This is a genomic window from Pleomorphomonas carboxyditropha, assembly GCF_002770725.1.
Classification (GTDB): domain Bacteria; phylum Pseudomonadota; class Alphaproteobacteria; order Rhizobiales; family Pleomorphomonadaceae; genus Pleomorphomonas; species Pleomorphomonas carboxyditropha.
In genome coordinates, this window is the sequence record NZ_NQVN01000013.1 from 73,457 (window position 1) to 92,306 (window position 18,850).

An 18,850-nucleotide genomic window follows, 5' to 3' on the forward strand; every position below is an offset into this window, starting at 1 on the left:
TTCCTATCAAGCCGCCGCCGCCGAGTACCGCGGCGCCGACGAGACAGATGGTCGCGACGGTGGTCAGGAGAGAATTGCCCAGCGCGGCCAGCCCGAGGACGAAAAGGGCGAGGCCGGCTACCAACAGCCGCCCCATTTCGCGCGCAGGAGATCAAGATCTTCCTAGCCGGTGTTCAGCGTGATCAATGGCGGCACAATTCTCCCCTGGGTAGCCGTTATGGAATTTCGACATTCCCGCGGATCTACCTACGCTTCCTCGTCGGGGACGTGCTTCGAATCGCCGCATCTCCTCGAGCGTCGGGCGCCCGGACATGGCCCGGGCCGCCGCTCCAGTCCTTTTGTTTGCGCAACGGCCCTCCCCTCACGCCTGGAAACGCCGTTTTGCTATTCCGTTGCTTTTCCCGACGATCTGGGCCGTCTCTTTACGGGCGCCTCTCCATTATCGGTATTCTGCGCCACGATAGGATCACCGGGCGGGCTCTCCTCGTCTCTCTCGACCAGCGACAGATATTCGTCCATGGCCTGAAACCAGTGGTCGAGTTCTTTTCCCTCCGGGCAACCTTCTTTTTCCCATAGTTCATGTGCGCGATTGCGAACCCAGGTCTCATCGATGTTCGGCATTTGATCTTCTTCCTCAAGTGTGTGGATCGTCGTTGCGGCTGTCGCGGATCAGTCGGGTCAATAGCCGGCGCCTCCGCTCTCACCGGCTATCGGCGTCACCGCCGGTTTCGCTCGTCCGTGGGCATCGCCCAAGGGCGAAAGGCCGTAGCGGCGTCTTCATCTCCCCGATGTCCGCCACGATGCGATCTCCCAACCTTTCCCGTCATTTGGGAAATACGCGCCATGTCCTTCGAGGTTAGCCTCGGTGACGGGTCCTCCTCGCCGGTGTCGTCCGGTCTTGTCCTGGGCCTGTTCATTGCCTCCTCCTCTCCTTGGGTGGCGACGCGGTTGGCAACCGTCCTCCCGGAAACCGACACGGCCACGCCGTTGTTCCGGTTCACCCCGGCCAGACGATGGTCGCCAGATCCAGCGGGACCCGGGCTAGCGGATGATGGGGAACCAGACGCGGCGTGTAGTCCGTCGCGGGTCTGTCCGCCGGCACCGTGCATGCGTATCGGCAATAGCCGTCCGGATTGGAATCGGCACCTTGCCGCCGGGCTTTCCCGACGAATGGCGCTTCCTCGCCGATGCCGTCCGCATAGATCTCCACCGCGAGATCGGCCGGGGAAAGCTGACCGAGGTAGACCTCGATCGAAAAGAGATGCGATTGGTCCCGCTGCTCGACCTGGACGGCCCCGAAGTGGATCGACGCGCCATGATCGCGCCAGCGCTTTCTCCACATGTTCATGTCCGTGGCAGGGTCGTTCAGCGCCGTCACCCGTTCTTCGTAGGCTTGGGCGGCGGGAAGATAAAATCCTTGAGTATAGTCGCGCACGTTTCGATTGGCCGAGAAGCGCGGCGTCAGGCGCGCCATGCTTTCCCGGACCCTTCCGATCCATCTGCCCGGCACGCCATCCGCTTGCCGGTCATAGAACTCCGGGATGATCTCCTCTTCGAGAAGCCGATAGAGTTCCGCCGCCTCCGCGGCGTCGATCGCCGGGTCGTCGCCGTGCTCCTGGCCGTCGCCGAGCGCCCACCCGACTTCCGGGCCGAACGCCTCCTGCCACCAACCGTCCAGCTCGGACAGATTCAACCCGCCATTGACGAGAATCTTCATGCCGCTCGTGCCGCTTGCCTCCCACGGACGCCTCGGCGTGTTGATCCACACATCGACTCCCTGCACGAGCCATTCGGCCTGCCGCATGTTGTAGTCGCGCAGGAAAATGAGCCGCGTTCGTAATTCGGGTTTCCTGGCGAAACCGTGCCACAGCCGGATGAGATCCTGGCCGCCCCGATCCTGCGGATGCGCCTTGCCCGCCAGGACCAGTTGAACCGGCCGCTCCCTGCTGGTCAGAATGCGGGCCAGCCGCTCGGGATCACTCAGGAGAAGCGCGGGACGCTTGTAGGTGGCGAAGCGCCGCGCGAAGCCGAGCGTCAGTGCGTTCGGATCGAAGACATCCCGGATTTCCTCCGGGTCGATCTCGATATCGCCGTCCTGAACCCTTTGGACGAGATAGTGCTTGCGGACTTCCTCGCACAAGGTTTTCCGGGCCTCGCAGCGCACCTGCCAGAGGCGGGACACGCCGGCCTTCCGGATGTTTTCTCCCAACCGATCGAGATTTCCCCGCCATCGGTCCTTCCCGCAAAGCTCGGTCCAGAGCTCGTCCGAGCCGGGTGAATCCCAGGTGGGGGCGTGGATTCCGTTCGTAACGTGGCCGACCGGTACCTCGCGTTGGGGCCACCGGGGAAAAAGGGGCTGGAAGAGTTTGCGGCTGACCGCTCCATGCAAGGCGCTCACGCCGTTGACGGCCCCGCTCGCACGTACCGCCAGGTAGGCCATGTTGAACGGTTCGAGGGGATTTTCGGCGCTCTGCCGGCCGAGCGCCAGAAATTTCTCCATCGTCGTTCCGAGGAATTTTTCCACATAAGTGCGGAAATACTTCCGTATCAGGCTCGGCTGGAAAAGATCGAAACCGGCCTCGACCGCGGTATGCGTGGTGAAGATGTTGCCGGCGCGGGTGACCGCGAGAGCCTCGTCGAAAGGTATACCTCTCTCGACCTGGAAGCAGCGCGCGCGCTCGATGGCGGCGAAGGCGGCATGTCCTTCGTTGAGATGGCAGACTTCAGGTTCGATCCCGAGTTTTTTGAGAAGCTGCCAACCGCAGATGCCCAGAACGATTTCCTGTTGGAGGCGGGTTTCCGATCCGCCTCCGTAGAGTTGGCTCGTGACGCTCCTGAACGTCACGGGATTGGCCGGATCGTTGGTGTCGAGAAGATAGAGCTTGTTTCTGCCAACCCTGACCTCCCAGGCCCTTATCCAGATGGAAGCGCCGGGGAGATCGATCTGCAGGCGCAGCAACTCCCCGTCGTCGGTGCGGATCGGCTGGATCGGCAACTGGTCGGGCTCGTTTGCGGGGTACAGAGCTTCCTGGTTGCCATCCGGATCGATGGCCTGGCGAAAGTAACCCTGCCCGTAGAGAAGCCCGACACCGATCACGGGAACGCCCAGATCGGCCGCCGCTTTCAACTGATCGCCGGCGACGTTGCCCAAGCCGCCCGAGTAGATCGGCAATGCCTCCGTCAGCATGAATTCCATGCTGAAATAGGCGATGGCCTTGGGCCGGCTCGCCTCGCATGCCTGCTCGTACCAACTGGATGCGGCATCGGCCTGCCGCGTCTCCTCCTGCACCTTCGTTATCCGGCTCAGGAAATCCGTCGTCCGCAGTAGCCATCTCAGCCTGTCGCGGGACACCGTGTGAAGAACGGCGACCGGGTTGCGGGTCGCCTGCCAGGTTTCCGCGTCGATTTCCTGCCAGAGGGCGTCGGAGAGATGGTTCCAGGACCACCGCAAATCCAGCGCGATTTCATTGAGGGCCAGATATCCCGCAAGATCTTCCGCTCTTTCAATCAACACCGTTCTCCTTGGGGGCTGTCGCTACGCCGGGCCTATCCGTCCACCCTCCATGTCGCGGAAACGCGAACCGGACACTCGCCAACTCGGCTAGAGCATTTCCGGCGAAAACAGGTTCGCCGGGAATGCTCCATTTCTTTGATCAGGCGCAATTTCGGACGCAAAACCGGTTCCCACCTTTGCTGAAATTGCTCTAGATTTTCGTTGCACCGTGATCGACGGGGATCTGGGCGGCGGTGATGGTGCGCGCTTCGTCGCTGGCGAGGAACAGGATGGCGTTTGCAACGTCTTCCGGCTCCGAAATCGGCGGATCGAGGAGAATCTGCCCCATCGCGGTCGCATAAGTCGGATTTTCCTCGAACAGCCTGCGCATCTCGGGATCGTCTTCGCTCATCGCCGTCCGCATGCCCCAGGGATGAACGGAATTGACGCGGATGCGATAGGGGGCGAGTTCGATCGCAGCGGATTTGACCAGTCCGACGACCCCGTGCTTGGCAGCGCTGTAATGCGCCTGACCGGGGAGCGATTTGATGCCGGCCACCGAGCTGACCGCGATGACCGAACCGCCATTGCCCGCCGCGATCATCGCCGGCGCGGCGGCCCGGAAGGTGTTGAAGACTCCGGTCAGGTTGATATCGATCATGTCCCGCCAGCGCTGCGGATCGATTTCCCAGAACCGTCCCCAGGTAATGATTCCGGCATTTGCGACGACGACGTCGAGACGGCCGGACTCATTCACGCCTTGTCGAACGAATTGTTCCAGGGCATCAAGATCCCGAACGTCGGCAAAGGCATGCGTCGCGCGCCGGCCGCGTTTGCGAACAGCGTGGCAGGTCGCAATCAGATCCAGCTCCACAGCCGGGATGTCCGAAAGTAGCAGGTCGGCCCCCTCCTCGGCCAACCGCAGGGCGATGGCCCGGCCGAGACCGCGTGCCGCTCCCGTCACGAATGCAACCTTTCCACCGACGCGATTCATCCGACGTCTCCTTTTGCGTTTTGTCCAAGCCGCCATCCCGGCTCCGGCCTGACGCAGGAATGTCCCGAACCGGCGCCGCTCGCTGCGCTTAGGCGAACATGGGCCGGAAGCCAAAGGAAAGGCGGACGGATGGAGCGGGGGACTGGGCAGTGATCGCTCCATCCGTCCTTTCAGCCTGAGGGGGTTCTTCAGGCCGACGGGGGCCGCTCTCCGATCGTGTCTTGCAGATAACCGATGAAGGCTTCCTCGAGAGGGGTGGTAGAGTTCGTCTCGACGATTTCGGAGGAAGACCCGCCCGTTCGAGCAAGTCATCGATGCGGCGCTGTCGTTCCTGCCAATCTTGGCCGAGCAGGCGACCAAAGAAATCGATCATGACATCATGGCCTTCGAGCCGGAGCCAAGAACAAAAGACAGATAATGTCCTAAGCCCAACTTCTGAGCTAATTAGGGATTCCCCACTGGATTCTTCCAAGCAACGGCTACTTCATTGGAGTCCAATTCAGCACTTCACCGAAATGTTACTGGAGAGGACGCTCCAAGAAAACTGCCTTCCTCCTCATTCCGAGGGCAAGCTAGATTAATCATCAGTAGATGACAACAAGAATCATCACCTGATGACAACTTTTTCAAGATTGATAGCGGCCGGGAACCCGGTGATATGAACCTTCGCCAGCGGGGGGGTGTGGCGTGGCTTGCCGGAGCATCGAACCTGGGCAACGCCGCCCTTGTTACGACTTCAGCCGACGAAAGCGGAAATGATGAAAGCGTTGACGATATCGATGAAGAAGCCGCAGACGAGGGGAACGACTATGAAGGCCCGGTGCGCCGCTCCGTATTGCTGCGTGACCGCCGTCATGTTGGCGATCGCGGTCGCAGTCGAGCCCAGCGTGATGCCGCCGAAGCCGGCCGACATCACCACCGCCTCGTAATCGCGCCCCATGAGGCGGAAAACGATGGTGACGGTATAGATCACGGTCAGGGCGATCTGGATCGCCAACGTGCAGGCGATGAAAGTGAAGACGCCATTGAGCTGCCACAACTGCAGTCCCATCAGCGCCATCGTCAGGAAAAGGCCCAGCGAGAGGTCCGACACCAGGGCAAGTCCGTCGTCGACACCTAGCCAGATGCGTTGGATCGCAGCGCTGAGGGTATAGGGAACGACGTTCCTGATCAGAATCCCGGCAAACAGGCAACTGACGAAGGTTGGAACCGTAAAGCCGCTGAGCGCGATCAACTGGCTGATCCCAAAGCCCAGGATAATGGCGATATTCAGGGCTAGAATAGCCCAGAGGACGCAGAAATAGTCCAGCCTGGATTGCGGGCGGTCGTTCGAGACGCCGATGTCGAGATCGCTGCCATGGGCCGGCGCGATCCGGTGCCTGCTCATGAGAAAGGCGGCGATCGGCCCGCCGATCACGCATGCGGCGATCAATCCCACGGTGTTGCTCGCGACACCGAGTTCCATGGCGTTTTCGATGCCGAGGCGATCGGTGAATAGCGGGGCCCAGGCGAGCGTCGTGCCGATACCGCCCGTCAGGGAGATGGAGCCGGTCATGAGTCCCGCCTTCGCCTCCAGCCCGAACCAGGACGCCATGACCATGCCCATGGCATTCTGGAGCAGCATGAACACGATGGCGAGAAGGAGAAGAATCAGCAACGGCTTGCCGCCCGACAACAGGCTGCCGACATCGGCCTTGAGGCCTATGCCGGCAAAAAAGATCAGAAGCAGGAAGTCGCGCATGCCGAGCTCGAAGGTGATTTTCTCGCCCAGGATGGCGTAAACTCCGGCGACGAGCGCCGCGCAGACGAGACCGCCCACCACCGGCTCCGGTACCGAGTATTTGCGAAGGAACGCGACATTCATGGAGAGAATCTTGCCGATGATCAGGAGAATCACGGCGATCGTGAAGGAAAGGAAGGCGTCTACCTGCATGTGAACCCGTCGTCGCTGTCGTGGAAGGGATGGGAATGCCGCGAAGCGGTCAAACGGTGTGGAATCCATTCAAGCTGGTGTTGCTCGATGATGTCCGCTCCATTCCGGGACGGGTTCGATCATCGCTGCTGCCATTTGCGTTCACCCGTCGTGCATGGATAGTTTACGCCTTTGACATGTCCGGGCGCCTTGGGGCCTGAATGTCGGTCATCACTCGTTGACTGCCTGGCGATGTGCCGATAGACCCACGCCGACGTCAATAGGTTTAGGGAAGAAAATGTCGAAACGAGTCATCCGTTCGGAAGCCGATGACACGACGCGGGAGCGAATCCTGAAAGCGGCGATGCTACGGTTTTCCGCGCATTCCTACGAGGAAACGGGATTGCGCGACATCGCGGCGGACGCCAAAGTCGACATGGCCTACGTTCACCGTTGCTTTGGTTCGAAGGAAAAGCTGTTCTACGAAGCCGTCAAGGCGACATTCCAGCCGGAACGCGTGTTCGTCGGAGAAACTCGCGACCTGCCTTCCATCTTGGCGAAAGACGTTCTGACGGACAGAGGCAAGGACGAGATCCGCTCTCTCGATATCGCCATCCGCTCCCTTTCCAGCCCCGACGCGTCGCGCGTGCTCCGCGAACTGATGATGGAGGACTTTGTCGGGCCGCTCATGCGCAAGCATGATGGGGTGTCCGAAAAAAGGGCGGCGGTGATCGCCGCGCTTCTGGGCGGTGTCGGCGTGCTCAGGGACGTGATCGGCGCCGCGGCTCTCCAGGAGGAGGAAGGCGGAGAACTGGAGCGCATCATCACAAACGTGATCGCCAGCCTTCTTGATGGCGAGCCGGACAACGACTGCACGAAGTCTACGAGCCCTTCGATGCGACCATCCGGTTGATCAGGGCATCCAGGTCAGCGAAATCCCCCGGAAGCTCCGCGGTGCGCGTGAGCAGTTCCAACATAGGCAAACGAGTATCGATTGCCTGGACGGCCGGGCGTCGCGGGCCGCCCGGCCCCTGATGAAACGAACGTCCCGCCCAACGGAATGGCGGCCGCCGGGCTCAGACGATGGTGTAGCCGCCGTCGATCAGCAGGTCGGCGCCGGTGATCATGTCGGCGGCGCTCGACGCCAGGAACACGGCGGCGGCGGCGATTTCCTCGGGCAGCGCGAAGCGGCCCACGGGAATGCGCGTCTTCAGCGCCTCGCCCTTGGGATTGTCCCAGGCCTTCCTGCCGAGGTCGGTGAGGACGACGGTGGGAGAGAGGGTGTTGACGTTGATGCCGTATTTACCCCACTCGGCGGCCAGCACCTTGCTGAGGCCGATGACGCCGAACTTCGACGCGCAGTAGGAGACGTGCTGGTCGATGGCCACGGTGCCGGCCTGCGAGGCCATGTTGATGATCTTGCCGCCCCGGCCGGCCCTGATCATCGCCTTGCCGGCGGCCTGCGACATGTAGAAGGTGCCGGACAGGTTGACGGCAATCGTCTGCTGCCAGTAGTCACGCGGCAGTTCCTCGGCCGGGGCGAGCTGCACGATTCCAGCGCTGTTGACCATGATGTCGAGGCGGCCGAATGCGTTCACGGCATCGGCGATCACCTGTTCGGCGGCGTCGGGATTGGAGACATCGCAGCCGAAGGACCGCGCGTCCCTGCCGAGCGTGTCGGCCCTGGCCCGGGCGATCTTTTCGTCGATGTCGATGACGCCGACCGTCGCTCCCTTGGCGGCGAAGGCGGAGGCGATGGCGCTGCCGATGCCGGAGCCGCCGCCGGTGACGAGCGCGACCTTGCCGGTCAGGGAGAAGCTGAGATCGATGGTGCTGGACTCGGTCATGACTGTCCTCGATTTCCAGGCGAGGGGCGGCGGTCCGCCCCTCGCCTCGCTGGTAGGTTAGGGATCGGACGTGCCGATTACTGGCGCGTGGCAAGCAGCGCGTCGACGTTCTCGGCGGTGACCGGCGTCCACGGCACGTTGTATTCCTTGTCCTTGCCGTCGTTCCACGGCATGTCCTTGCCGTACTTGGCCCAGATGTCGGACTCGGGCTTGTAGTCGCCCTTCTTGGCGTAGAAGATGGCGAGGTCCATGGCGCCCTGGGCCTGGGCGGTGGCGTCCTGCAGGATGGAGGTCATCTCGCCGGCCTTGGCGGCGCGCAGGCCGTCGGTGATGCCGTCGATGCCGGCAATGGCGAAGGACTTGACGTCGTTGCCGGCCGCCTTGATCGCCTCGATGGCGCCGAGCGCCATCTCGTCGTTCTGGCCGATGACGCCCTGGATCTGGCCCGGATGGGCGGTGAGCCAGTTCTCCATCAGCTTCTGCGCCTCGGCGCGCGACCAGTTGGCGGTCTGGTCCTCAAGCACCTTGACGTCGGGGCACTCGGCGAGCGCCTTCTTGTTGCCCTCGAGGCGCTGGATCTGGGCCGACTGGCCGATCGGGCCCTCGATGATCACCACGTTGCCCTTGCAGCCGATCTTGTCGAGGACGATCTTGGCTTCCATGTAGCCGGAAACCGTGTCGTCGGAGCCGACATAGGCGGACAGCAGGTCGGAATTGACGCGGGTGTTGGAGCCGATGACCGGAATCCCGGCGTCATGGGCGGTCTGTACGCCGGTCGCGCCGGCGTCGATGTCGATCGGCACGAAGATGATGGCGTCGAACTTCTGCGTCACCATGGACTTGAACTGGTCGTTCTGGACCAGGGCGTCGTAGCGGCCGTCGAACACCGTCAGCTCGACGTCGCCGTTCTTGACGGCCGGGTGCTGCTGCAGCGCCGCCGACCAGATCTGCATGAACTCGGCGTTGAGGCCGTAGGGCGCGGCGCCGATCTTGAGCTTCGCCGTCTGCGCCGTGGCCGGCACGGCCAGAAGGGCGGTAGCGGCGACGAGAGCAAGTGCCAGTTTTTTCATGACGTTTCCTCCACCTTTTCTTATGACGCCAATCGACACACCACATGACGGACGGCCGGAGCGGCCCCGTCCTCCTCCTGAAAGAGCTAGGCGCCGTAGCTTCTCTTCTGGTCCAGCATGACGGCGCCGACGATCAGGGCTCCCTTCAGCACCTGCTGGTAGTAGGATTGGATCCCCATCAGATCGAGGCCGTTGTTCATGACGCCGATGATCAGGGCGCCGATCAGCGTTCCGGTGATGCGGCCGACGCCGCCGGAGAGACTGGTGCCGCCGATGACCACCGCGGCGATGGCGTCGAGCTCGTAGGCGATGCCGGCCTGCGGCAGCGCCGAGCCGGTGCGGGCGCTGAGCAGCATGCCGGCGATGCCGGCGAGGCCCGCCGAGATGACGTAGACGGCGAAGCGGATGCGCACGACGTCGATGCCCGAGGTCTTGGCGGCGTGGGCGTTGCCGCCGACGGCGTAGATGTAGCGGCCGAAACGGGTTCGGGTCAGCGTCCACCAGGCCAGCCCGAAGATGACGGCCAGGATGATCACCGGGGCGGGAATGCCGAACACGTGGCCGGTGCCGATCCAGCGGAATTCGGGCGTCAGCGCCGGCACGGGACGGCCGCCGCCGTAGATCAGCGTCAGGCCGCGCGCCGCCGACAGCATGCCGAGCGTGGTGACGAAGGCGGGAACCGCGAAATAGGAGACGATGAGGCCCGACAGCGCGCCGCAGGCGACGCCGACCAGGACGCCGATCGCGAGCGGAATGACCACCGGATAGGGCGCGCCGTAGACGGCGGCGGTCGACGAGGTGGTGGCGAAGCTGGCGCTGACGATGCCGGCGAGCGCCACCACCGAGCCGACCGACAGGTCGATGCCGCCGGTCAGGATGACGAAGGTCATGCCGACGGCCAGCACGCCGTTGATCGACGTCTGGAGCAGCACGTTGGAAATGTTGCCGGGCGTCAGGAAGAACTCGTTGGACACCGAGAGAATGACAGCCAGGATCAGGAAGGCCAGAAAGATGCCGTATTCCTGGATGAGGGCCCGCCGCTGCTCGGCGGTGAACCATCTGGACCGGGTCTCGCTCATTGACACCATTCTCTCCTCTTGCGGCCGAGGCCGTGCGAACCGCTCAGGTCGACAGGTTGACGAGCGCCTGCGCGTCCGTCTCGCCGCGATCGAAGGTGCCGACGCTCCTGCCGTTCCTCATCACCATGATCCGGTCGGCCATGCCCAGGACCTCGTCGATCTCCGACGACACCATCACCACCGTGCCGCCGGAATTGGCGAAGTCGCACATGATGCGGTAGATCTCGCGCTTGGCGCCGACGTCGACGCCGCGCGTCGGCTCGTCCAGCAGCAGAATCCGGGGGTTGCGCAGAAACCACTTGCCGAGCACGACCTTCTGCTGGTTGCCGCCCGACAGGCCGGATACCGGCATGGTGTCGCGGGCCGCCTTGATCTGGAAATCGGCGCGCATGCGGCGGCTGGCGTCGGCCTCGCCGGCGCGGTTCATGACGAACAGCGGGCTGAGCGTCGGCAGGCTGGCCATGCAGATGTTGGCCCGGACGGAATCGAGCAGGTTGAGGCCGGTGGACTTGCGGTCCTCGGTGACCAGCGCCACGCCGAGCGCCATGGCGTCGGCCGGCCTGCGGATGGTCACCTGTTGGTCGTCGATGAGGATGGCGCCGGCCGACGCCTTCTCCAGGCCGAACAGGCACTCGAAGATCTCGGTGCGCCCCGATCCCATCAGGCCGTAGATCGCGAAGATCTCGCCCTTATGGGCGGAGAAGGAAATCGCCTCGAAGGCGTCCGGCCGGCAAAGATCCTCGACCCTGATTCCCACCGCGTCGCTCGGCGTGTTGGTCTTGACGTATTCTTCCGACAGCTCGCGGCCGACGATCATGCGGATCAGGTCCTGGCGCCTGACCTCGGCGAGCAGGCCGCTGCCGACATAGGCGCCGTCGCGGAAGGCGGTGTAGCTGTCGGCGATCTCGAAGATTTCCGACAGGCGGTGCGAGACGTAGACGACGCCGCGGCCGAGCGCCTGCAGGCGGCGGATGGCGGCGAACAGCCGCTGCGCCTCCCGCTCGCCGATCGCCGAGGTCGGCTCGTCCATGAAGATCACCTCGGCGTCGTGGCTGAGCGCCTTGGCGATCTCGACGAGCTGCATCTCGGCCACCGTCAGGTCGTTCATCCGCCGGGTGGCGCGGATGTTGAATTCGAGCTCGTCGAGGAGGGCCTGCGCCGCCCGGTTCATCGAATTGAAGTCGATGCCGCCGAACCGCCGCGACGGCTCCCGGCCGAGGTAGATGTTCTCGGCCACCGTCATGTGGGGAACCGGGCTGAGCTCCTGCTCGATGATGGCGATACCGGCGGCCAGCGCCTCGGCGGGGCTGGCGTAATCCACCTCGACGCCCCGGCGCCGGATGACGCCGCCGTCGCGCTTGTAGATGCCCATCAGGATCTTGAGGAACGTCGACTTGCCGGCGCCGTTGCCGCCGCACAGCGCGTGAACCGACCCGGCGCGCAATTCGAGCCGCCCATCGGACAAAGCTGCCACGCCGCCGAAGGACTTCTTCAGCCCCTCGACCTCAAGAAGACGTTCCACGTGCTCTCCTCCCGCATGCGTCCCCTTGCTCCGGGACGCATCTTCGAGCCGCCGCAGCCGCGACGTGGCTTATCGACGGCATTCCTCCATCATCAGCCCCGGACTGTCCTCACCACCGGGGGCTGTGATCTATTGTTATTTTGCTCAAATCATATGACGACCGTAACACATATGTCAATAGTAGCTGTTTTTATCCTACCAAATGAGTGTGAAATTGTTGCATTTGATGGATGGAGCACATCCGGCCAAGACGTGTTGGTCACCCGTCGCGGCATGAATCCGAGAAGGAGGAAGATAATTTCGATTGCGAAAACAATATGTTCTTCCGGATTCACATCGGTCGAAGGTTTACCCGCCAATGCGCAGCCGCCGGCGGGATGGAGCCATCGCCCCATCCCAAACGTAACAACATCGGCGAGGGAGACGGGACCGTGGATCCCGCGCGCGATCGGCGACCGGCGCGGGACGACCCGGAACCGGCTCAGGCCGGCAGCCTGGCGCGCAGCAGCCCGCACAGGGTTTCGGTGTCCTTGCCGAACTGGCGGATACCCTCGGCCAGCTTTTCGGTGGCCATGGCATCCTCGTTGAGCTGCCAGCGGAAGTTGGTCTCGTCGAGATCGAGCGGCCGGATGTCGCGCGACGGCGGATTGGCGCCGAGATGACGCTCCACCGGTCCTTCGGCGGCGCGCAATTCCTCCAGGAGGTTGGGACTGATGGTCAGGCGATCGCAGCCGGCAAGACCGAGGATCTGGTCTGTGTTGCGGAAGGAGGCGCCCATCACCACCGTCTTGTAGCCGAAGGCCCGGAAGTAGTCGTAAATCTCCCGGACCGAACGGACGCCCGGATCATCCTCGGCGGAGGTGACGACGGTGCCGTGGGCCTTGTGCCAGTCGGTGATGCGCCCGACGAAGGGCGAGATCAGGAAGACGCCGGCGGCGCCGCACAGGGCGGCCTGGGCCTTGGCGAAGATCAGCGTCAGGTTGCAGGCGATGCCCTTTTCCTTGAGCTCGGCCGCCGCCCTGACGCCCTCCCAGGTGGCGGCGATCTTGATCAGGATGCGCGACGGATCGACGCCGGCCTCCCGATAGATGGCGATCAGCCGTTCGGCGCGCTTCACCGTGCGGGCCGTGTCGAACGACAGCCGGGCGTCCACTTCGGTCGACACGTAGCCCGGCACGATGCGGGACAGCTCGGCGCCGAAATTGACCGCCAGCTTGTCGAGCGCCAGCTCGAGGCGGGCCTCCCCGCCGCGCTCGCGGGCAACGGCGTAGGCGACGGCGTCATCCATCAGCGCGGCATATTCGGGCTTGCTCGCCGCCTTGAGGATGAGGCTGGGATTGGTGGTGCAGTCCTCGGCCCGCACCGCCTTGATCTGGGCGATGTCGCCGGTGTCGGCGACGATCACCGTGTGACGGGCAAGTCCGGCCAGTTTGTCGGTCATGACGGTTTACCTTCCTTCCGGCGTCCGGCGGCAACCGCGCCGCCCGCGCAGGCTTCGTTGGAAATGGGATGATCCGAACGTAGCACGCCATCGATCCGAGTCAAGAAAATATAACGTCATTATGTTATTAATGTATCATATATGTAGTTATATTGATACAAACTGGGCATCGCCGATGTGTCTCGCCCGGCAGGGGCGCAAAACCGGCGATCTCTCGCGAGCGACGACCAGCATGGTCGTCCATGGACCGCGAGCGGCCGGACGACCCGGCCTCATCGGTGCGGCACCGACCTGCCGATATCCGCCTAAAGCAGCGCGAGATGTAACGACAAGGTGCTATAATTTTCGCCGAATTGTGCTAACACCGGTACGGATTCCCTAGGAGGAACGTTACGACCGTGGATATCGAACATGATCGACGCCGAGGCGTGAAGCCGTCTTCCGGACCGGAAGGACGGCGCAAGGCGCTTCTCGAGTATCTCCTGCCTGTCGGCTCCGCCCAGGTGGACGAGCTGGCGACGCATTTCGGCGTCAGCCGCATGACCGTTCACCGCGACCTGAAGGTCCTGGAGGAGCAAGGCATCGTTCGTCGCGTCCACGGCGGCGTCACCGTGCATTCCTCCAGCCTGGTCGAAAGCACCATCCTCTACCGGTCGCGCCTCGCCGACGCCGAGAAGGAGGCGATCGCCCGCGCCGCCATCGAGATGGTCGAGCCGGGACAGGCCATCATCCTCGACGATTCCACCACCGTGTCGCGCATGGCGCCGCTGATCGTCGGCTGCAAGCCGCTGACGGTGATCACCAACAGCCTGACGGTGATCGACATGTTGAAGGAGGCGCACGGCATCGAGACCATCTGCCTCGGCGGCCACTACAACTCCCGCTTCAACGCCTTTTTCGGCTACCTCTGCGAGAAGACCGTGTCGACGCTGAGGGCCAACACGCTGTTCATGTCGACCTCGACCATCCTCGGCGCCGTCGCCTACCACCAACAGGAAGACGTGGTGCGCACCAAGCGGGCGCTGATGGAGGCGGTCGACCGCCGGGTCCTGCTGGTCGACAGCTCCAAGTTCGGCATCACGGCGCTTATCCGCCTGGCCGGCCTCAACGAGTTCGACATCGTGATCACCGACTCCGGCATCCCGCCGGCCGAGGCCGAACTCTTGCGCAAGAGCAACGTGCAACTGCGCATCGTCGAGACGACGCCGGCGGAGTGACCGGCAGGGTTGAAGAGCGGGCGGCACTGCCGCCCGCCCGCGTCCTTCATCAGGGAACCAGCATGATCTTGAGGGACTTGTCGCCCTTCTTCATCATCTTGAAGCCCTCGTCATAGTCCTTGAGCGGCAGCGTGTGGGTCACCACGCCCTCGGTCGGCAGACGGCCATCGGCGATGGCGTCGATGACGAAGGGATAGACGTAGGGGCTGAGATGGGCGCCGAGCACATCGAGCTCCTTGCGGTCGGAGATGATCGACCAGTCGCAAGTGACGTCGTGGCTGAACACGCTGAACTCGACGAAGCGGCCGAGCTTGCGGATCATCTTCAGGCCCTGCAGCACGCTGGACGGATGGCCGGTGGCCTCGATGTAGACGTCGCAGCCATAGCCGTCGGTCAGGTCCTTGACGATCTTGTCGACGTCCTCCTTGAACGGGTTGAGGACCATGTCGGCGCCGAACTTCCTGGCGAGCTCGAGACGGTCTTCCTTGCCGTCGAGGACGATCAGCTTCTTGGGATTCCTCAGCCTTAGGGCGCCGACCATGCCGAGGCCGAGCGTGCCGGCGCCGGACAGCACCACCACGTCGTCGAACTGGACGTTGCCGCGGTTGACCGCGTGCGCCGAGCAGGCATAGGGCTCGACGAGAATCGCCTTCTCGAGCGGCAGGTCGTTGGGAACCTTATGGGTGCGCGATTCCTTGGGGAAGCGCATGTAGGCGGCCATGGCGCCGTTGACGTTGGTCTGGAAGCCGTAGACGTCGTGCCTCTCGCACATCCAATATTCGCCGCGCTGGCAGAAGCGGCAATGGCCGCACGGCACGATCTGCTCCGAGATCAGCCGCTCGCCGAGCTTGTACTTGCCCTCGGCGGCGACGTTCTCGCCGAGCTCGACGGCGATGCCGACGAATTCGTGGCCGGGGATCATCGGCGCCTTGATGTAGGCCGGCTGGTCCTTGTCGCCCCAGAAGGACGGCGCGCCGTCATAGCTCTTGATGTCGCCGGCGCAGATGCCGCAGCCCTCGACCTTGATGATGATCTCGTCCGGACCGGCGCGCGGCACGTCGACCTGGGCGAAGCGAAAATCGCCGGGGGCGTAGGCGACGACGGCGTCCATCTTGGCCGGCAGCTCGCCGAGCGACACCGACTTGGGTTGTTTCACGAAATTCATGTCTTCCTCCCTGAGGGTTCGGCGGCACGGCCTCCCGGCCGAAAACGCCCGCCAGCTTTTGGTGCAATCGTCAGCCCCTGACCGTGACGGGTCGCTCACGGCCGTCCTCCTGAAAGGGGCCTCCGGTCAGTCGATCTTCGAGGCGACGCTGGCGGCAAGCGTCTCCAGAATGACGCAGCAGGACGCCGAGCCGGCGTCCATGACGCCGCGCGACCGCTCGCCGAGACGGCTCGCCCGCCCCACTTTGGCGATCATCGCAACGGTGGAATCGCGCCCCTTGCGCGCAGCCTCCGTCATGTCGTCGAGGGCGACCCGATAGGGCTTGCCGGCCGCGGTGGCCGCCTCGAAGGCTTCGACCGCCGGCACCAGGGTGTCGAGCAGCGTCTTGTCGCCCGGCTTGGCGCCGCCGATGTCGAGCACGCCGTCGAGGCCGGCGCGGATCATCCGGCCGAAGGCGGCGGCGTCGAGCTCGGCGGCGCCGTCGAGGGAATCGGCCATCTCGTTGAAGAAGGTGCCGTAGAGCGGCCCCATCGAACCGCCGATGCCGGCCATCAGCGTGTTGCCGAGGATGCCGAGGCTCTCCTTCAGGCCGGGCGTCGGCGAGCCGAGCGCCTGGGCGCACAGGTTGAAGCCCTTGGCCATGTTGATGCCGTGGTCGCCGTCGCCGATGGCGCCGTCGATGTCGCTGAGGTGGTCGCGCTCGGCAACGATCGCCTTGACCAGATCGGTCACCAGGAAGCCGGCCGCGCTGACGGGAAGGGTCATGACAAGCTCCCCGCTCATTTCACGAGACCGATCGAACGGGCCGGCCGGGCGAGCAGCCGGTCGAGCTCGTCGTCGAGGCGCATGACGGTGAGGGTGGCCCCCATCATCTCGAGGGAGGTGAAGTAGTTGCCGACGAAGTTATGCTTGATGGCGATCTTCTTCTGCCCGAGCACCTCGGCGATCCGATTGTAGAGAATATAGAGCTCCATGATCGGCGTGGCGCCGAGGCCGGACAGCAGGACCGCCACCTTGTCGCCGGCGGCGAACGGCAGATCGGGCAGCACGTAGTCCAGCATCATGTCGGCCATCTCGGCCGCCGGCTTGGTCTTCATCACCGACACGCCGGGCTCGCCGTGATGGCCGATGCCGACCTCCATCTCCCCGTCCTTGATCTGGAAGTTGGGATGCCCGACGGCGACGATCGTGCAGGGGCTGAGGCCGATGCCGATCGAGCGGGTGTTGTCGATGGCCTTCTGCGCCGCCGCGATCACTTCGTCGAGGCTGCCGCCCTCGGCGGCGCGCGCCGCGCCGACCTTCCACATCAGGATCTCGCCGGCGACGCCGCGGCGCTTGGCCAACTCGTCCTTGGGCGCCGAGGCGACGTCGTCGTTGGCCACCACGGTCTTGACGGCGATGCCCTCCTTGGCGGCCATCTTGACGGCCATCTTCACGTTCATGTTGTCGCCGGCATAGTTGCCGTAGAGGCAGGCGACGCCGGCGCCGCCATTGCTGGCCTTGAAGGCGTCGAAGAAGGCCTGCGCCGTGGGGGAGGAAAAGATTTCGCCGACGGCCACCGCATCGACCATGTCCTCGCCGACATAGCCGAGAAAGGCCGGCTCGTGGCCGGAGCCGCCGCCGGTCACCACGCCGACCTTGCCGGCCTTGGGCGCCGACTTGACCTTGATCACGCGCGGGTTCGTCGTCGCCGACACCAGATCGTCATGCGCCTTGAGATAGCCGCTGACGGCATCCTCGACCATCAGATCAGGGTCATTGAATATTCTATTCATCGGTCGTCTCCACCCTAAGCCAGTTATCGTTATCCATCCGGCAGTCACCGCCGGACGCACCTTGCCCGTTACTGCCGACGCCATGGACGAAAGCAGTCACTGTCCTTCAAAACTTGGCAAGCCGCTCGCCGGCACGTCTGCAGACGCGGCCCGGCGACCCAATTCCTTCCCTAGCGCAGTCTTCAATGCTGCGTTGTTTCTTTAGGAAACGCTACGCCCGGCCCGACCGGATGTCAACACGAATGAGCGTTTGTTCGCGTTCTTACGGGCGAAAATGACATTAGTTATGATACAAATATCCCAAATATCACAGGTGCACGCCTGTTTTGTGGGTATTTCGGATCATTCCGCCCCTTCGGGCTGAGATCATGCTCAAAGCCGGATAAGGGCGTCTCCCGGTGGATGTGAGCGCTCGATCATCGCCTGGACATTTGCGCATCGGTCATTTCAGCGCTTGCGGCTCTCGATGGAAGTTGCCTTCAAAAATCGAAACTTAAATTTCAAATATTTCAATAATATGTGCGATTCATCAAAGACATATATATTTGAAATCATCAAATATCCGAATATATTTAAACTGTTCTTGAATTCGATACAACGAAATATCAAAGAACAATCCTGGCGAGGCGGAGGACAGGGATATCTTATGGCGATATGCGGTGTTTCATCTGGCTCGGCATGGAATTGTCGGTGAAGCCGTACGCGAACAGTCGCTACATAGCCTTGTAACGGTTGCGCCATCGGCCAATCAGCGGCGTGCGCGCTCCGATCCTCGCCGGGCCACGGCCTGGAAGGCCCGAACGTCAGGATATGAGAAACAGCGTGCCCGGGAATTTGCCCTGGGCACCAGTGTGCCGACCTATCCCTTTGTTCTTCATATATAAAGCTGTCATCCTCGCGCAGGCGAGGACCTCAGGCAGAACAAAGCTCCAGCGCAGATATAGCGCTCCAGGACGCAAGGCGCCTGATACGCCCTTCATCACCTTCTCGTCCTGAGGTCCTCGCCTTCGCGAGGATGACAATCTATGGGAAGCGATGCGCTCGGCGGCGACGGCGTGACAGGGACGTTCCGTAACCGGGCAAATTTCCGGGCAAGCTTGAGAGATAGCGTGTCCGGGGAATTTGCCTCGGGTCCCAGTGCGCCGGTCTATTCCTTTGTTCCCCAATATAAAGCTGTCATCCTCGCGCAGGCGAGGACCTCAGGCAGAACAAAGCTCGACGCCGATATGGCGCTCCAGCAACGCAAGGCGCCTGATACGCCCCTCATCCCCTTCTCGTCCCGAGGTCCTCGCCTTCGCGAGGATGACAATCTATGGGAAGCGATGCGCTCAGGAT

The 18,850-nt window shown here is 63.2% G+C and carries 14 protein-coding genes; 2 read left to right on the top strand and 12 right to left on the bottom strand.

What is annotated here, in order from left to right; all coding sequences use genetic code 11:
• Positions 1-384: 384 nt before the first annotated feature.
• The 4 genes from CJ014_RS17695 to gltS all read right to left on the bottom strand — a co-directional run bounded on the left by CJ014_RS17695 (position 385) and on the right by gltS (position 6,420).
• On the bottom strand, positions 385-621 hold the full coding sequence (locus CJ014_RS17695) for a DUF2934 domain-containing protein (RefSeq protein ID WP_100081820.1): 237 nt from the start codon (positions 619-621) through the stop codon (positions 385-387).
• A 376-nt stretch (positions 622-997) separates the two neighbouring features.
• On the bottom strand, positions 998-3,511 hold the full coding sequence (gene glgP, locus CJ014_RS17700) for an alpha-glucan family phosphorylase (RefSeq protein WP_207765787.1): 2,514 nt from the start codon (positions 3,509-3,511) through the stop codon (positions 998-1,000).
• A 193-nt stretch (positions 3,512-3,704) separates the two neighbouring features.
• Entirely contained in the window at positions 3,705-4,487 is a 783-nt protein-coding gene (locus CJ014_RS17705; protein WP_100081822.1) for a mycofactocin-coupled SDR family oxidoreductase, read from the bottom strand.
• A gap of 736 nt (positions 4,488-5,223) precedes the next feature.
• On the bottom strand, positions 5,224-6,420 hold the full coding sequence (gene gltS, locus CJ014_RS17710) for a sodium/glutamate symporter (RefSeq protein WP_100081823.1): 1,197 nt from the start codon (positions 6,418-6,420) through the stop codon (positions 5,224-5,226).
• Between the two features lie 277 nt (positions 6,421-6,697).
• Here gltS and CJ014_RS17715 point away from each other — a divergent pair, with 277 nt between their 5' ends.
• Positions 6,698-7,312, top strand: coding sequence for a TetR/AcrR family transcriptional regulator (locus tag CJ014_RS17715; protein ID WP_100081824.1), 615 nt, complete (start codon positions 6,698-6,700; stop codon positions 7,310-7,312).
• A 163-nt stretch (positions 7,313-7,475) separates the two neighbouring features.
• On the opposite strand, the gene CJ014_RS17720 is transcribed toward CJ014_RS17715, so the two are convergent.
• The 5 genes from CJ014_RS17720 to tal form a co-directional block, all read right to left on the bottom strand.
• A complete protein-coding gene (locus CJ014_RS17720; RefSeq protein WP_100081825.1) occupies positions 7,476-8,246 on the bottom strand; it encodes a GolD/DthD family dehydrogenase in 771 nt (256 codons plus the stop codon).
• Positions 8,247-8,323: 77 nt separating this feature from the next.
• Positions 8,324-9,316: a substrate-binding domain-containing protein gene (locus CJ014_RS17725; RefSeq protein ID WP_100081826.1), complete on the bottom strand. Its 993-nt coding sequence runs from the start codon at positions 9,314-9,316 to the stop codon at positions 8,324-8,326.
• Positions 9,317-9,402: 86 nt separating this feature from the next.
• On the bottom strand, positions 9,403-10,404 hold the full coding sequence (locus CJ014_RS17730; protein WP_100081827.1) for an ABC transporter permease: 1,002 nt from the start codon (positions 10,402-10,404) through the stop codon (positions 9,403-9,405).
• Between the two features lie 34 nt (positions 10,405-10,438).
• Complete coding sequence (locus tag CJ014_RS17735; RefSeq protein ID WP_100081828.1) at positions 10,439-11,917, bottom strand: sugar ABC transporter ATP-binding protein; 1,479 nt, start codon at positions 11,915-11,917, stop codon at positions 10,439-10,441.
• Positions 11,918-12,398: 481 nt separating this feature from the next.
• A complete protein-coding gene (gene tal, locus CJ014_RS17740; protein ID WP_100081829.1) occupies positions 12,399-13,358 on the bottom strand; it encodes a transaldolase in 960 nt (319 codons plus the stop codon).
• A 428-nt stretch (positions 13,359-13,786) separates the two neighbouring features.
• Here tal and CJ014_RS17745 point away from each other — a divergent pair, with 428 nt between their 5' ends.
• The gene (locus CJ014_RS17745) at positions 13,787-14,575 is read left to right on the top strand and encodes a DeoR/GlpR family DNA-binding transcription regulator (RefSeq protein ID WP_165790885.1); all 789 of its coding nucleotides are present in this window, start codon (positions 13,787-13,789) and stop codon (positions 14,573-14,575) included.
• Positions 14,576-14,624: 49 nt separating this feature from the next.
• Here the strand turns inward: CJ014_RS17745 and CJ014_RS17750 are convergent, their stop codons facing one another.
• From CJ014_RS17750 to CJ014_RS17760, 3 genes are all read right to left on the bottom strand, one after another.
• On the bottom strand, positions 14,625-15,740 hold the full coding sequence (locus CJ014_RS17750; RefSeq protein WP_100081831.1) for an alcohol dehydrogenase catalytic domain-containing protein: 1,116 nt from the start codon (positions 15,738-15,740) through the stop codon (positions 14,625-14,627).
• A 126-nt stretch (positions 15,741-15,866) separates the two neighbouring features.
• Positions 15,867-16,505 carry a dihydroxyacetone kinase subunit DhaL gene (gene dhaL, locus CJ014_RS17755; RefSeq protein ID WP_100081832.1) on the bottom strand — a complete coding sequence of 213 codons (639 nt, stop codon included), beginning with the start codon at positions 16,503-16,505 and terminating at the stop codon, positions 15,867-15,869.
• 14 nt (positions 16,506-16,519) lie between these two features.
• Positions 16,520-17,515 (bottom strand): dihydroxyacetone kinase subunit DhaK, encoded by a 996-nt coding sequence (locus CJ014_RS17760; RefSeq protein WP_100081833.1) that lies wholly within the window; start codon positions 17,513-17,515, stop codon positions 16,520-16,522.
• Between the last annotated feature and the right edge of the window lie 1,335 nt (positions 17,516-18,850).

What these genes read in the sequence shown, in the direction of transcription:
- CJ014_RS17715 (WP_100081824.1), top strand. Translation starts at nt 6,698, where the DNA reads ATGTCGAAACGAGTCATCCGTTCGGAAGCCGATGACACGACGCGGGAG.
- CJ014_RS17725 (WP_100081826.1), bottom strand. Translation starts at nt 9,316, where the DNA reads ATGAAAAAACTGGCACTTGCTCTCGTCGCCGCTACCGCCCTTCTGGCC.
- CJ014_RS17705 (WP_100081822.1), bottom strand. Translation starts at nt 4,487, where the DNA reads ATGAATCGCGTCGGTGGAAAGGTTGCATTCGTGACGGGAGCGGCACGC.
- CJ014_RS17730 (WP_100081827.1), bottom strand. Translation starts at nt 10,404, where the DNA reads ATGGTGTCAATGAGCGAGACCCGGTCCAGATGGTTCACCGCCGAGCAG.
- gltS (WP_100081823.1), bottom strand. Translation starts at nt 6,420, where the DNA reads ATGCAGGTAGACGCCTTCCTTTCCTTCACGATCGCCGTGATTCTCCTG.
- CJ014_RS17760 (WP_100081833.1), bottom strand. Translation starts at nt 17,515, where the DNA reads ATGAATAGAATATTCAATGACCCTGATCTGATGGTCGAGGATGCCGTC.
- CJ014_RS17720 (WP_100081825.1), bottom strand. Translation starts at nt 8,246, where the DNA reads ATGACCGAGTCCAGCACCATCGATCTCAGCTTCTCCCTGACCGGCAAG.
- CJ014_RS17750 (WP_100081831.1), bottom strand. Translation starts at nt 15,740, where the DNA reads ATGAATTTCGTGAAACAACCCAAGTCGGTGTCGCTCGGCGAGCTGCCG.
- tal (WP_100081829.1), bottom strand. Translation starts at nt 13,358, where the DNA reads ATGACCGACAAACTGGCCGGACTTGCCCGTCACACGGTGATCGTCGCC.
- dhaL (WP_100081832.1), bottom strand. Translation starts at nt 16,505, where the DNA reads ATGACCCTTCCCGTCAGCGCGGCCGGCTTCCTGGTGACCGATCTGGTC.
- CJ014_RS17695 (WP_100081820.1), bottom strand. Translation starts at nt 621, where the DNA reads ATGCCGAACATCGATGAGACCTGGGTTCGCAATCGCGCACATGAACTA.